Origin of the sequence: Pelistega indica (assembly GCF_000506865.1) — a bacterium.
GTDB classification, from domain to species: domain Bacteria; phylum Pseudomonadota; class Gammaproteobacteria; order Burkholderiales; family Burkholderiaceae_B; genus Taylorella; species Taylorella indica.
Genome location: NZ_AYSV01000008.1, coordinates 20,242 through 35,583, shown reverse-complemented (window position 1 = coordinate 35,583; position 15,342 = coordinate 20,242). Strand labels below are relative to the sequence as shown.

Annotated in this window: 10 protein-coding genes and 1 pseudogene; 2 read left to right on the top strand and 9 right to left on the bottom strand. The window is 40.0% G+C overall.

Annotated elements, in window-relative coordinates; all coding sequences use genetic code 11:
- Together dnaE and hrpA are read right to left on the bottom strand one after the other, a co-directional pair.
- A complete protein-coding gene (gene dnaE / locus V757_RS16595; RefSeq protein WP_023949092.1) occupies positions 1-3,495 on the bottom strand; it encodes a DNA polymerase III subunit alpha in 3,495 nt (1,164 codons plus the stop codon).
- Between the two features lie 153 nt (positions 3,496-3,648).
- Positions 3,649-7,488, bottom strand: a complete 3,840-nt coding sequence (gene hrpA, locus V757_RS16590) for an ATP-dependent RNA helicase HrpA (RefSeq protein ID WP_023949090.1) — start codon at positions 7,486-7,488, stop codon at positions 3,649-3,651.
- A 115-nt stretch (positions 7,489-7,603) separates the two neighbouring features.
- On the opposite strand from hrpA, the gene argA reads away from it, so the two are divergent.
- Both argA and V757_RS16580 read left to right on the top strand, forming a co-directional pair.
- Complete coding sequence (argA, locus tag V757_RS16585; RefSeq protein ID WP_023949088.1) at positions 7,604-8,965, top strand: amino-acid N-acetyltransferase; 1,362 nt, start codon at positions 7,604-7,606, stop codon at positions 8,963-8,965.
- Positions 8,966-8,978: 13 nt separating this feature from the next.
- Positions 8,979-9,251, top strand: coding sequence for an oxidative damage protection protein (locus tag V757_RS16580; protein WP_023949086.1), 273 nt, complete (start codon positions 8,979-8,981; stop codon positions 9,249-9,251).
- Positions 9,252-9,396: 145 nt separating this feature from the next.
- Here the strand turns inward: V757_RS16580 and phoU are convergent, their stop codons facing one another.
- The 7 genes and pseudogenes from phoU to V757_RS16545 all read right to left on the bottom strand — a co-directional run bounded on the left by phoU (position 9,397) and on the right by V757_RS16545 (position 15,342).
- Positions 9,397-10,128: a phosphate signaling complex protein PhoU gene (gene phoU, locus V757_RS16575; RefSeq protein WP_023949084.1), complete on the bottom strand. Its 732-nt coding sequence runs from the start codon at positions 10,126-10,128 to the stop codon at positions 9,397-9,399.
- Between the two features lie 64 nt (positions 10,129-10,192).
- Entirely contained in the window at positions 10,193-10,870 is a 678-nt protein-coding gene (gene rpiA, locus V757_RS16570; protein ID WP_023949081.1) for a ribose-5-phosphate isomerase RpiA, read from the bottom strand.
- 146 nt (positions 10,871-11,016) lie between these two features.
- Positions 11,017-11,382 carry a Spx/MgsR family RNA polymerase-binding regulatory protein gene (locus tag V757_RS16565; RefSeq protein ID WP_023949079.1) on the bottom strand — a complete coding sequence of 122 codons (366 nt, stop codon included), beginning with the start codon at positions 11,380-11,382 and terminating at the stop codon, positions 11,017-11,019.
- Entirely contained in the window at positions 11,379-12,176 is a 798-nt protein-coding gene (locus tag V757_RS16560) for an ABC transporter permease subunit (RefSeq protein WP_023949077.1), read from the bottom strand. Before V757_RS16560 ends, V757_RS16565 begins: the two co-directional genes overlap by 4 nt.
- Position 12,177: 1 nt before the next feature.
- Positions 12,178-13,090, bottom strand: a pseudogene (locus tag V757_RS16555) (ABC transporter permease subunit).
- Positions 13,087-14,211 (bottom strand): ABC transporter ATP-binding protein, encoded by a 1,125-nt coding sequence (locus tag V757_RS16550; protein WP_023949076.1) that lies wholly within the window; start codon positions 14,209-14,211, stop codon positions 13,087-13,089. The pseudogene V757_RS16555 and the gene V757_RS16550 overlap by 4 nt, the downstream one beginning before the upstream one ends.
- Before the next feature lie 24 nt (positions 14,212-14,235).
- Positions 14,236-15,342, bottom strand: coding sequence for a polyamine ABC transporter substrate-binding protein (locus V757_RS16545; protein WP_023949074.1), 1,107 nt, complete (start codon positions 15,340-15,342; stop codon positions 14,236-14,238).

Sequence of the window (15,342 nt, the reverse complement as noted above, 5' to 3'; positions counted from 1 at the left end):
TTAAAAATACTCTACCTCATAAGGAATTTGTTTATCCGTCAATTGTTTAAATAAATCTGGGGACATTCTCACACGCCAATCTTCACCTAGGCGCATTTCACAGCTAAATTTATCTTTAATCGACAAGCTCACCCTTACCCATACGCCCGGTACGCCATTTTCAGGCTCTGCACGGAAGGGGTTAAGGGTGAACCGTAGCACTTGTGGGCTATTCTTTTCACATAGCGTGAGCATTAAATGACGTGCTTTTAATTCTCGTGCAGATTGTAAATCGTGTAGCACTTCTGCGGTGATACGCAGCGTTCCATTAAAACGATTTACCTTGACTTTGGCTTGAGCAATTACTAGATGATCAGCTTGTAGCAAATGACGGCTTTGTTGATACACCTCTTCGGTACACATGACTTCAATCTGTGCTGTTCCATCATCTAGCATCAAGAAATAGAGACGTTTACCCGCATCAGCCCCATCACCTTTGGTGACAAAGCTACGCACCCCTACAAATACCCCCGCTATCCAAACCAAGTCTTTAGACTCACTTAAATTCTTGAGTGTGGTAGGGATAAAGCGTCTAATTTCATCACGCCAGACATCAAATAAATGGTGGCTAAAATAAAATCCTAAGGCTTGTTTTTCCTCCAATAAGGAGGTGTATAAGTCCCACGGTGCCACTTTAGCCATTTCGGCATCAACTAAACTACTGGAGTCATCTTCAAATAAAGAAAACTGGTCGGCATTGGATTGTACTTGGTCTGCCGCCTCTAAGGCTTGATTTAAGCTCGCCAATAATGCCGCTCTATTCGTATTCAAGCAGTCAAAAGCCCCTGCTCTAATCAATGCCTCTATAGAGCGTCTATTTACCGTATGGCGATCAATGCGGCTACAAAAATCGTATAAGTCTTTAAAGGCACCACCCTGCTCACGGACAGACACAATATTTTCAACAGCAGATTGCCCCGTCCCTTTAACCGCTCCTAGTCCATAGCGAATCGTTTTAGGCGGTAAGCCTTTTTTGCTACTCTCGTCCAAGACAGGCTCAAAGCGATACACCGATAGATTAATATCTGGCGGTAACACAGTAATTCCATTGTCCAAGGCATCTTTCCAGAATACCTGAACTTTGTCCGTATCATCCATATCAGAGGAAATAGTCGCCGCGATAAATTCGGCAGGATGGTAAGCCTTTAACCATGCGGTTTGATAAGCAATTAGCGCATAAGCTGCCGAGTGACTCTTATTAAAGCCATAGCCAGCAAACTTTTCCATCAAGTCAAATAAGCGTACAGCCAAAGCACCGTCATAGCCCTTTTCAACCGCCCCTTTTTCAAAAATCTCACGGTGCTTTGCCATCTCTTCTGGCTTTTTCTTACCCATCGCACGACGTAATAAGTCGGCACCACCTAATGAGTAACCACCAATGATTTGAGAAATCAGCATCACCTGTTCTTGGTAAACAATCACCCCATAGGTACTTGATAAGGTCTGGGTTAAATCAGGGTGAAAATAATCCACCTCTGCACGCCCATGCTTACGATTAACGAAGTCATCAACCATACCAGATTCCAATGGACCCGGACGGTAGAGAGCAAGCACTGCGATAATATCCTCAAAGGTACTAGGCAATAATTTGCGAAGCAATTCTTTCATACCACGTGACTCTAGCTGGAAAACAGCGGTGGTATTACCTGAGCATAATAATTCAAAGGCATTCTTATCATCGAGCGGTAGGCTCATTAAGTCAAATTCTTTTTGCGCCTCATTAAAGCGTCTCACATAACGGACAGCCCAATCCAGAATCGTTAAGTTCCGTAAGCCTAAGAAGTCAAACTTCACTAAACCCACATCCTCAATATCCCCTTTATCATATTGAGAAACTACTGACGTACTACCGGGTTGGCAATAGAGTGGGCAAAAATCAGTCAATTTACCGGGGGCAATTAATACCCCTCCAGCATGCATACCAATATTACGCGTTAGCCCCTCTAAGGGTTTGGCAAGATCTACAATGGTTTTGACCTTATCATCGCTGTTATAGAGCTGCTGAAATTCTGGTTCTTCGGCAAGTGTTCTCTCAAGTGACCATGGGTCAGCTGGACTAAAGGGGATAAGCTTGGATAAATTATCACATAAGCGATAAGGCATCTCTAAAACACGTCCCACGTCTCTAACAACCGCTTTTGCGCCTAGCGTACCGAAAGTGGCAATCTGACTTACAGCTCCTCGACCGTACTTATCCTTAACATAGTCAATCACTTTTTCACGATTATCTTGGCAAAAATCAATATCAAAGTCAGGCATAGAAACCCGCTCTGGGTTTAAGAATCGCTCAAACAGTAAATCGTAACGCAGCGGATCTAAGTCCGTAATCCCTAGTGCATAAGCCACGAGCGAGCCTGCCCCTGAACCACGTCCGGGCCCCACAGGTACACCATTATTTTTACCCCAGTTAATAAAGTCTTGAACGATTAAGAAATAACCCGGGAATCCCATAGAAATAATCGTTTTACACTCAAGATCCAAACGTGCTTTATAGGTAGAATATTGTTTTGCTCTCTCTTGCTCGTCAGGATAGAGATGCTTCATCCGTTTGGCTAGACCTTGCTCCGCTAAATACACCAAATATTCATCTAAAGGAATATTATCTGGTGTTGGGAATAAGGGTAATTGAGGTCGTCCTAATTCAATCTCAACATTGCAACGCTTGGCTATCTCAACGGTATTTATTAGGGCAGAGGGAATATCCGCAAATAAGGCCGTCATTTCCTCTGTACTCTTCATATACTGGCTAGGTTTAAAACGCTTAGGACGATTGGCATCCCCTAGTAATTCTCCCTCAGCAATACAAACTCGTGCCTCATGTTCTTCAAAATCATCTGCCTTCAAAAACTGAATGGGATGTGTGGCAACTACGGGGATTTGTAGCTGTTGGGCAAGTTTAATGGCTTCATGGATATAATTTTCTTCACCCTCAAAGCCTGCCCGTTGTAACTCAAGATAAAAAGCATTAGGAAATTTAGCTTGCCACTCCTTACACAAGGCTGTGGCTTGAGCAATATTACCCACCGCTATGGCATGTCCTATATCACCTTGTAAACCACCTGATAAGGCGATTAAGCCGTCCGTATTTTCTAACCACTCTTTGCGAATTTCTGCGTGGGTATACTGTGTGTTTTCCAGCCATGCTTGTGAAATTAATTCACATAAACGCAAGTAGCCTTGGTGATTTTTCGCAATTAATAAACATCTAAACGGCTTATTAGCATCGTCTGGATTGCTTAGCCATAAATCACACGCAATAATCGGCTTAATACCGGCTTTACGGGCTTGCTTATAAAATTTAATTTGTCCAAAAAAATTCGACAAATCAGATAAACCCAGTGCAGGCTGCTTGAATTGCTTGGCTGTTTTCACTAAATCGCCAACACCAATAATGCCATCCACGACAGAAAATTCTGAATGACTACGTAAATGAACAAAACTAGGAGTGGATGTCATAATATCAAGCCAATAAAAAACAATAACGCACAATAGCGTATTATACCAAGTTGTGCCTCATCAGCACCTTAAACCAAGTCAACACCTAAACACTAAGCGAATAAACATTAGAAAACTAAGTGACTAAAAGTCTAAGCGACTAAGCCATGAAAACTACACCGCCAACATCAACCATGCTTTTTGTAATCGCTTAACCGATACAGGCATAGGCGTTCTTAATTCTTGTGCAAATAAGGCAACTCGTAATTCTTGCAATAGCCACCTAAAATCCTCTAACCCCTTGTCTTCCCTTCCTTTTCGCTGAGCAATTGCTCGTTGATAATTACTTAACAATGGCAACATTTCACTCATTAGTCGTTCATCTCGACTAGGATCAGCGATTAATTTCTCAGTCCGTATATAATCCGCTTTTAAATACCGTGGAAACTGTTGGATATGTTGGAACTCATACTGAGTCAAAAAATTCTTCTGCATTAACTGCGCTTGATTAGCACTCATATCTTGATACGCATTTTTAAAGGCTTTAATGGCCACCATTTTTTTCTGTGTCTGCTGCCACTGCTCCAATATTTGCAAGGTAGTCCTAGCCACTTCATTGACTAACAAGCCTAACTTTTCTTTTGCGGCTACTTTTCGCTCTTCAAACATAGATTGATTAACAGGAAGTGGTGGTTGTAACGCAATTTGTGCTAAGGCACAGTCAATTATTTGGGAAAGCAACTCTTCTTGAGTTCCTAGTGGTAAATAAAGCATCCCCATTTTGGTCAAGTTAGTAATATTTTTTTGCCAATACTTAATCTGATCCTTTAAGGCTATTTTCACTAAGCGCAATAAACCATTTCTGTGATGCGCTTGTGCTTCCTCAACTTCATCAAACACATCAATGGCACAGTGAGTACCCTTGTCAATCAAGGCAGGATAACCTATCACGGATTGATTTTTACGCTTAATTTCTAAGATCTCAGGTAGCTCGCCAAAATTCCATTCCACAATATTGTCAATGGTCAATAACTCAGCTACTTCTTTATCACGTTCAGCGACTTTTTGGAAAGACGCTTGTGTATGTGAGGCATGTTCTGCTTTTAATAGACTGAGATTACGACTTGCCGATAGCATTCGTCCATGTTCATCCACCACTTTAAAAATCATCTGCATATGCGGTGGCAAAGTCTCTTGTTTAAAGTCTTCTTCCTTGACACGTACCTGTTTCTGCTCCCATATATCGTCAATCAATGCTTGCAATAAAGGGATATTGGGCTTATCCAATTTACTCTCATGGCGTAAATAAAACTCTCTGGCATAATCAGGAATAGGAACACAATGACGACGTATTTTTTGCGGTAGTGACTTAATGAGCAACTGCACTTTTTCTTTTAACATTCCCGGCACTAACCATTGTGCCGCTACAGCATCAATTTGTCGTAAGGCATAAACAGGCACTGTCATTGTCACCCCATCTTTAGGGGATCCTGGTTCAAAATGGTAATTCAGTGGTAAATCCAAGCCATCCCACACAAATTTTTTAGGAAAAACTTGTGTGGTAATACCTGCTGCCTCATGCCGCATTAAATCGTCTTTGGATAAAACCAGAGCTTGTTGTTCTTGTGGCGAAAGTGTTTTATACCAAGCTTCTAAGCTCGCTGTTTGGTGTACCTCTGAAGCAATTAATTTATCATAAAAAGCAAAAATCAACTCATCATCAACTAAGATATCTGGTCGTCTCGCTCTATGCTCTAAGCGCTCAATTTCTTCAATTAAACGATTGTTTTTAAGAATAAAAGGGAGCTGGCTATTAATCTCACCAGTGACTAACGCTTCTCGGATAAATACTTCTCTAGCCGCCTTTGCATCAATTCTGCCGTAATGTACTTTACGTCCTTGATAAATCGGCACACCATATAATGACGCTCTCTCATTAATTTGCACCAAACCTTGTTGCTTATTCCAATGAGGATCTGACCATTGTTTTTTCAATAAATGCCCTGCCAATGATTCAATCCACTGAGGGTCAATTCTGGCAATAATTCTCGCAAATAAGCGTGAGGTTTCAACTAGTTCACCCGCCATTATCCATTTACCAGCTTTTTTATTCAGACTGGATCCTGGGTGAATCACAAAACGAATATCTCTCGCTCCTTGATACGTCTGATTATCTTGTTCACTTTTTAAACCAATATTCCCTAATAAACCGCTGAGTAATGCTTTATGAATTTGTTCATAGGTTGCCTCCGATTGATTAATCCGCCAGCCTTTTTCGGCAACCAGACTTAATAATTGCGTATGAATGTCATGCCACTCTCTTAATCTTATTGGCGACAAATATTCTTTACGTAATCCTTCAATTAATTTACGTTGTGAGGCTTTATGGGTCACTTTATCGTGATACCAATCCCAAAGTTTTAAATACGATATAAATTCCGATTTCTCATCTTTAAATTTGGCGTGTGCTTGTTCACTCTGCTGTTTCGCATCAAACGGTCTTTCTCTCGGATCTTGTACTGACAAAGCCGCCGTGATAATTAATACTTCTTTTAAACTTTGTTGCTCTCTCGCCGTTAAAATCATACGAGCAATCTTGGGGTCTAAGGGCAACTCTGCTAATAATTTACCTGTCGGTGTAATACGATTATGCTCATTAATCGCCCCTAGCTCATGCAAGATATGATAGCCATCAGCAATGGCTTTGCCTGTCGGTGCATCCACAAAGGGAAAGCGCTCAATATCATTAAGCCTTAACGCTTTCATTCTGAGTATCACGGAGGCTAACGATGAACGTAAAATCTCAGGGTCGCTAAAGGCTGGACGTAGTTTAAAATCATCCTCATCATATAAGCGAATACATACACCTGCACCAATACGACCGCAACGACCTGCTCGTTGATTGGCTGAAGCTTGGCTAATTTTTTCAATCTGTAATTGCTCTACTTTGTTACGCCACGAATAGCGCTTAACTCTAGCCAAGCCACTATCAATCACAAAGCGAATTCCCGGTACAGTTAAAGAGGTTTCTGCCACATTGGTCGCTAAAATCACTCGTCTAAGATTGCTTGACGGTTGAAAAATCTTCTCTTGATCGGCTTGCGACATTCTGGCAAACAAGGGTAATATGTGCATTGTGCCTAATTTATGTTTGCGTAATGCTTCCGCTGTTTCCCTAATTTCTCGTTCACCCGGTAGGAAAATAAGAATATCGCCACTACCCACTAAAGAACATTCATCCACGGCATCAACAATGGCATTAACGAGTTCTTTTTCCTCATCCCTATCCATGCGTGTGGATTTGTTCGTATTATCAGCAGACTCTTCCTCATCTACATTTCTTATTGGACGATAACGCACTTCCACAGGATAAAGCCGTCCTGACACCTCAATAACTGGTGCAGGATTACCTTTGCGATCGGCAAAATGTTGAGCAAATTTTTCCGCATCAATTGTCGCTGACGTAATGATCAATTTTAAATCAGGTCTTTTGTGAAGAATATTTTTTAATAAACCTAATAAGAAATCAATATTTAAGCTTCGCTCGTGCGCCTCATCAATGATCAAGGTATCATATTTTTTTAACAAAGGATCCTGCTGGGTTTCAGCAAGCAAAATCCCGTCTGTCATTAGTTTGATAGCCGCATTAGGCCCCGTTTTATCATTAAAGCGGATTTGATAGCCAACCCAGTCACCTATCTCTGTTTTTAACTCTTGAGCAATACGCTTTGCCACCGATACTGCCGCAATCCTCCGTGGCTGAGTATGACCAATCAACCCCTGCTGCCCTCTCCCTAGTTCTAAACAAATTTTGGGTAACTGCGTTGTTTTACCCGACCCTGTTTCACCACACACAATCACTACTTGGTTTTTTTGGATAGTGTCTGCAATAAGTTCTTTTTTAGCACTTACTGGCAGCTCGCTATCATACTCAATAGATGGCAATTCTCGAACAAGACGAGCTGTCGGTGATGGATTTACGACGATTTGAGGTTTTTTTTGATTTTTTTTCATAGAGGATAGTAAATTTAATGCTATCCAACATTATAATTTTGGAATTAACTTTAGATGGGCTTTTATAGCCATTTCATCAGATTTTTACTTATTTTTAGAGAATCAATTTTCCCAAATGACAAACACTATTGAAACTTTTTCTGCTCTTGATGCACCAGAATATGCACCAGCACAATTTGTTCGCTGGTTCCGTGAAGTAGCGCCGTATGTGCATACCATGCGAGGGAAAACGTTTGTCGTGGGCTTCGGTGGTGACTTAGTCCAAGAAGGTAAGCTAAATGCCTTAGTACAAGACCTTTCATTACTCACTGCACTCGGAGTTAAGCTCGTATTAGTATTTGGTTCACGCCCACAAGTCAATGAGCAATTACGTCTAAAAGGCTTTGATTTTCAATTTGGCTTAACGGTTGAACCTACATCTGCGGTGGCACTTGAATGTTGTAAAGAGGCAGCAGGAGAAATTCGTCTAGACATTGAAGCGGCATTTAGCCAAGGGCTACCAAATACCCCAATGTCAAATTCTCATATCCATGTGATTTCAGGCAATTTTGTCACGGCTCAACCAGCAGGCATTATTGATGGCGTGGATTACAAACATACGGGGAAAGTTCGTAAATTTGATATTGAGTCCATTCAAAAAGCACTCTCATTAGGCTCTGTTGTCTTGTTTGGTCCCATAGGTTTTTCACCAACCGGAGAAGCTTTCAATATTGCGATGGAGGAGCTAGCCACCAATATTGCGATCAGTCTAAAAGCTGAAAAACTTATTTTTATGAACAAATCCAATCTTCTACGTAATGAAAATGGCGAAGTTATCACTGAAATTGCTCGCGCTGATGTGGATAAACTTTTACAAACTTCAGAGCAATTAGAATTGGATATTGAGTTTGCTAATTATTTAAAACAATCTTCTAGAGCAGTACGCCGTGGCGTAAAACGTGCTCATATCATTCCTCATGACTTAGATGGTAGTATTTTATTAGAGTACTTCACCCATGACGGTGTCGGTACAATGGTGGTAGAGGATACATTAGATGATTTACGTCCTGCTACGATTGATGATGTCGGAGCAATTGTCAGCCTCATTGAGCCTCTTGAAGCGGATGGCACCTTAGTCCCTCGCGGACGCCATATTATCGAACGTGATGTGGAAAAATTCACCATACTAGAACATGACGGCATTATTTATGGTTGTGTCTCTCTTATGCCCTATCCTAATGAAAAAATGGGTGAAATGGCATGCTTAATCGTTCACCCTGATTGGCAGAGCTCTGGTGAAGGAGAGCTACTACTGCGCCACACAGAAACCAAAGCACGTGCTTTAGGCTTAAAACATTTATTCGTCCTAACTACTCGCACTTCACATTGGTTTATCAAACGTGGATTTACGCAAGGTAAGGTAGAAGACTTGCCCGCAGAAAAACAAATGAATTACAATCGAGCTAGAAACAGTCTTATTTTTATTAAGAAACTTTAAAGGATTAAATATTATGGTACGAATGGTTCAATGTGTTAAGTTAAAAAAAGAAGCACCTGGTCTTGACTATCCACCATATCCTGGTGAAATCGGTGTACAAATTTATAAGAACATTTCTCGTGAAGCTTGGCAAAACTGGACAAGTATTCAGACGCGTATCGTCAATGAAAATCGTTTAAATTTAGCCGATGCTCGTGCACGTAAATATGTTAAACAACAAATGGAAAGCTATTTATTTGAGGATCGTGATGTAGAAGCACAAGGTTATGTACCTCCTAGCGCCTAGTACATAGAAAAAACATCTATACTGATTAGGAAAAGATTAAAGCCACTGTTAGATCTCGCTAGACAGTTGGCTTTTTTGTGGCTTATGCATGTGGGCTAGTAGCTAATATGGAAACTCCTAGTCCCTCTCTAATAAAGCTCAACAACTATGATTGTTCAGCCTCATCTGTAGTTGTCTCTATACCACGAGCAACACGCTCTGCATTTTTAACGCCTGTATGACGAACATCTTCACCTTGAACAAGGTAGATAATTCGTTCTGCCATATTTTTGACATGATCCCCAATGCGCTCTAATGAGCGTGCAATAAAGATTAAATCAATTGTTTCTGTTGTATTACGTGGATCCTCAATTAGGTAACTACTTAAAGTACGTAATAAGGTCTTCCACTCTTTATCAACTTGTTTGTCCCCACGAACAACTTCAGCGGCAACTACAGCATCATTACGTGCAAAAGCATCTAATAATTTGTGCAACATGCTAATAACTAATTGACCAATGTGACGTAATTCAACAAGTGGCTCATAGTTCTTATGATTTTCATATAAGCGACGTGCCATTTTAGCCACTTTCTCTGCTTCGTCCCCTGATCTTTCCATATCAGTTAACATTTTTAACGCAGAAATCAATAAGCGTAAATCAATCGCCGTAGGTTGATTTTTAGCGATAATTTCAGCAATATGTTTATCAAGGGCAACTTCTAAGTCATTTACTTGTTTTTCATTATCTAACACACGACTGATAAGTTCAAAATCACCTGTATCAAGCGCATTAATAGCATCCTGAATCATGGACTCAACAATGCCACCCATGCGTAATAATTCAGAACGCATTGACTCTAAATCATTATCGTAACGTTTATTGCTATGTTCAATCATATTGCACCTATTAAAAAGAATACAGTGAGTTTATCCTGCAATTATGACTAGTTTATTACAATTGTCATTTTGTTAGGATTTTAATGCCTTCTTGGGTAGATACTAACGCAACTGTTGCTGGTGACAAAGCAAAAAAACCACAGCAGACGACACCGGGGATATCATTAATCTTACCTTCAAGTTCACGAGCATCAGCAAGAGAAAAACCACCGACATCAATAATTGGGTTTCCATTATCAGTAATGAATCCTTCCCTTTGTTTTGCGACACCTCCCAATGCAACCATTTTGCGAGATACACTTTGTAATGCCATTGGGAGCACTTCAATAGGTAAGGTAAACGCACCTAACTGATCCACCAATTTACTTTCATCTACGATACAGACAAATTGCTCTGCCACTGAAGCGACGATTTTTTCTCGTGTTAAAGCGCCACCTCCCCCTTTGATCATTTGTAATAAAGGGTTAATCTCATCTGCACCATCCACATACACTACCATGCTTTGGACATCATTTAAGTTCAATACGCTAATACCATGTTGAGCTAAGCGTTGAGTACTTCTTTCAGAGCTCGCCACAGTCGCCTTAAATTTGTCTTTGTGCTTAGCTAATTCATCAATAAATAAATCAGCTGTTGATCCTGTCCCCACACCCACAATAGACTCAGGTGTTAATAATGGCAATATATAATCAACTGCGGCTTTAGCCACTTGCTCTTTTAACTGTTGTTGAGAAAAAGACATAAGAATTCCTTAGACACAATCATTAATCGTATTATATAAACTTATATAACTGTTGTTGAGAAAAAGTCTTGCGCTATAAATCTACCTAATTCCAATATAAATAACTTATATATTCATAGATAACTATAATACTAAACTAACCCTCATTAGCTAGTGAGTGAGCTTAATAGCGACTGGTAGCTCTCTTCTGAAAAACCTAATAACATCATGTTATTCTGCGTGTTTTCCAACAAAGGGCGTTTTAATAATGACGGATAAGCTTGCACTAGTTGACTTAAATCATTAGGTGCTGTTAGCGCCTTTTGTACATCTGTTAATTGACGCCATGTTTGCGATTTTTTATTGATTAACGCATCCCAGCCTACATTATCCGCCCAACGTGCAAGCTCATCAAAAGACGGTACTTGTTGACGTAAATCATGAAACTCAAACGCCACACCTTGTGCAGAAAGCCACTTTTGGGCTTTCACACAAGTGCTGCAGTTTTTTAATCCGTAGATATGTAAACTCATTTGTTTTTGTCCTGAAAACGATTAGCGACAATAACAATAGTACCCACCACCACGATAAAAATAGTGGCCAACGCATTTACTTCTGGTTTTATACCTAAACGAACACGTGAGAATACTTCAATCGGTAAAGTAGTAAAGCCTGGACCGTTAAGGAAAGACGCAATTACCACATCATCTAATGATAACGTAAATGCTAACAACCAAGCCGATACCAAGGCTGGTGCAATCAAGGGTAGCGTGATAGAAAAGAATACTCTTCTTGGCGTAGCGCCCAAATCCAATGCCGCCTCTTCTAACGATCTATCCAACTCTCTAACACGAGTAGAAACTACAACGGATACATATGCCACACACAAAGTGACATGACCTAGCCAAATAGTAAATACACCATTACTCTCAGGGAATCCAGTAATATTTCTTAACTCAATAATCATCAGTAATAAAGAAATCCCTAGGATGACATCAGGAATCACTAATGGTGCATTCAACATCCCAATGTAGAGTGAGAAACCTTTAAATGGACCTTTGCGAGCTAGGACATAACCCGCCCAAGTTCCTACGATAACCGCCATTGTTGCTGACATCACCGCAATCTTAAACGATAACCACGCTGCGTTTAGCAGTGCTTGGTCTTCCATTAAGCTTTTATACCATTTAAAAGAAAATCCCGACCAAGATGACGACAAGGCTGAGTCATTAAATGAAAAGACTACTAAGCTAATAATTGGAATATATAAGAAGGCAAAACCAAGACCTAACGCTAGCCATTTAAACCAAGAACCATGAGCTTTCATCTTAGTCCTCCTTCATTAATTGCGACTGGCTATGTTGATAAATCACCAGAGGAACTAATAACAATAGAATCATTATTACAGCCACAGCAGCAGCCACAGGCCAGTTAGCATCTGTAAAATATTGATCCCACATCACTCGACCAATCATATAGGTATCTGTACCTCCTAAGAGCTCAGGTATGACGTACTCACCAACAGTAGGAATAAATACTAGCATTGCCCCAGAAATAACACCCGGCATAGAAAGAGGCAAGGTAATATTTAAAAAAGTGCTAAATGGTTTTGCCCCTAAATCAGAAGCAGCATCTAATAGACGTTGGTCTAATTTTAATAAATTGGTATATAACGGTAAGATAAAAAATGGCAAATAGGTATACACTAAACCAATATACACAGCAATATCTGTACGATAAATCTCAATCGGTGTATCAATCACTCCTAACCATATCAAGAAATTATTTAATAAGCCTTCATTACGTAAAATACCCACCCAAGCATAGACACGCAATAACAATGATGTCCAGAAAGGCAAAATCACTAACAGTAATAATAAATTACGTGTTTTTGGCTCTGATCGAGCAATGTAATACGCCATAGGGTAACCAATTAAAGTTACTAATATGGTCGTTATCGCTGCCATTTTCAGTGAATTGATATAGGCATGAACAAAAAGGCTAATCAGTAAATAATAAGATGTACCCTTCTAAATGTAGCGCTAATCGAATCACTCCCTCTTTAAATTCAATTAAAGAAGAATATGGTGGAATACCAAATGTGGATTCTGCAAAACTAATCTTTAAAACGATAAAGAAAGGCACCAATAAAAAAATAACCAACCACGCAAACGGAGGCACAATCGCCACGTTATCTTGGCTAGGGGTAATCTTTTTAAGAAGAGCTGAGAAATTAATCATGACGGTAATACTGTTCCACTATCAGGACCCCATGTGATGTAAACCTCATCATCAATACCTGGGGGTTCATCTTGACCAATACGACTATTTGGTACACTCGCTTCAATGATTTTACCCGCATCTAAACGAATTTGATAACGCAGATAAGAGCCCATCCATGCCACGTGAGTGACCATGCCATGTCCTACATTGGTTTCATCTTCAGGTTGGTCACGTAAAACACGGATTTGTTCAGGGCGGATAGAAATATACACTTCCATACCTAACGGCTCTGATACACCATGGTTAACATACATGGGACGCATTAATTCGTCACTCTCAATAACAACATGGTCAGGTTCATCCACAACAATTGTGCCCGTAAAAATATTTGTTGACCCAATAAAACTCGCGACAAATTGTGAATTTGGGAAGGTATATACTTCATGTGGCGTACCTGATTGAATAATACGACCATCCGTCATGACGGCTAAACGATGTGCCATTGTCATTGCTTCTTCTTGGTCGTGCGTCACCATAATACACGTTACCCCAACCGAATCAAGAATCTTCACTAATTCGATTTGAGTTTTTTCACGAATTTGCTTATCAAGCGCAGACATAGGCTCATCAAGCAATAATAATTTTGGACGTTTGACAAGACTACGTGCCAACGCAACACGCTGTTGCTGACCACCAGAAAGCTGTGAAGGTTTACGGCGAGCATAGCCAGCCATCTGTACTAAATCTAACGCCTCAAACACGCGATCATGGATTTCTTGCTTATCCACGCCCTCTTGTTTAAGACCAAAGGCAACATTTGCCTCTACCGTCATATGAGGAAATAAGGCATAGGATTGGAACATCATGTTCACTGGTCGCTTGTATGGAGGTACCAATGAAATATCGACACCATCCAGTAAAATTTGACCCGATGTTGGTTGTTCAAAACCTGCCAACATACGTAATAGTGTTGATTTACCAGATCCTGAACTTCCTAACAAAGCAAAAATTTCATTACGGCGCACAGATAAATTCACTGATTTAACAGCTACTGTTTCACCGAAAATTTTAACCACATCAATTAATTTTACAAACTCATCGGGATCACCCATTTGAGTCGTAAAGCGACTTTCTTCCATAATGCCTTACTTTCCCTTTTTAGTTTATTTACCTGATTTTAACTCAGCCCACAAACGTGTTTGTAAGCGAGAAATTTGTAATGACTGAGGCTTAATAACAAATAATGTTTTTGCTACATCTTCGTCAGGATATAACATTTTATTATTAGCAATCTCAGGTTTTACATGAGCACGAGCTGCCTTGTTAGCATTCGGATAGAACATTTCGTTAGTAATCGCTGCGTGAACTTCAGGTGTTTCAATATAGTTAATAAAGGCATGTGCTGCGTCTACGTTTTTGGCATCTTTAGGAATTGCCATCGTATCAAACCAAACTGGTGCACCACCTTTTGGAATAAAGTAATCCACGGTAAATGGTTTCTTCGCTTCTTTCGCACGATCAGCCGCAATTAGCACATCACCATTAAAGCCATAAACCATACATAAATCACCAGAAGCTAACTCATCAATATAGCCTGATGAGCTAAATTGACGGATATATGGACGGATTTGTTTTAATAATGCCAATGCCTCGCGATAATCCTCAGGTTTATCAGAGTTAGGATCTTTACCTAAGTAGTGCAATACAGCAGGAAACACTTGTGCCGCTTCATCTAGTACAGAGATACCGCATTGTTTTAATTTTTCAGCATTTTCAGGTTTAAACAACATATCCCAGTTAGCCAAATCAACGTTATCACCGAAGATTTCTTTCACTTTAGTCACGTTATAGCCTAAACCATTGGTACCGAAACCCCATGGAATTAAGTATTGGTTACCTGGGTCAACTTGAGCCACCACATCCATAATGCTTTGATCTAGATTTGCCCAGTTAGGAATTTTGCTTTTATCTAATTTTTGTAATAACCCTGCTTCAATTTGGCGAGCAGCATAGTGAGTAGATGGCACTACAACATCATAACCAGAATTACCAGTTAATAATTTTGCCTGCAAAATATCATTAGTATCGTAGGTATCATAACGAACTTTAATACCTGTCGCTTTTTCAAAACCAGGAAGCGTATCGTCCGCAGTATATTCAGCCCAGTTATAGACATTAACAACTTTATTATCTTGTGCTAATGAAGTAGAAAAAGTTGCACCTACAATGGCTGCCGCAACAGAAAGTTTACCCAAAAAATTAAGTTTCAT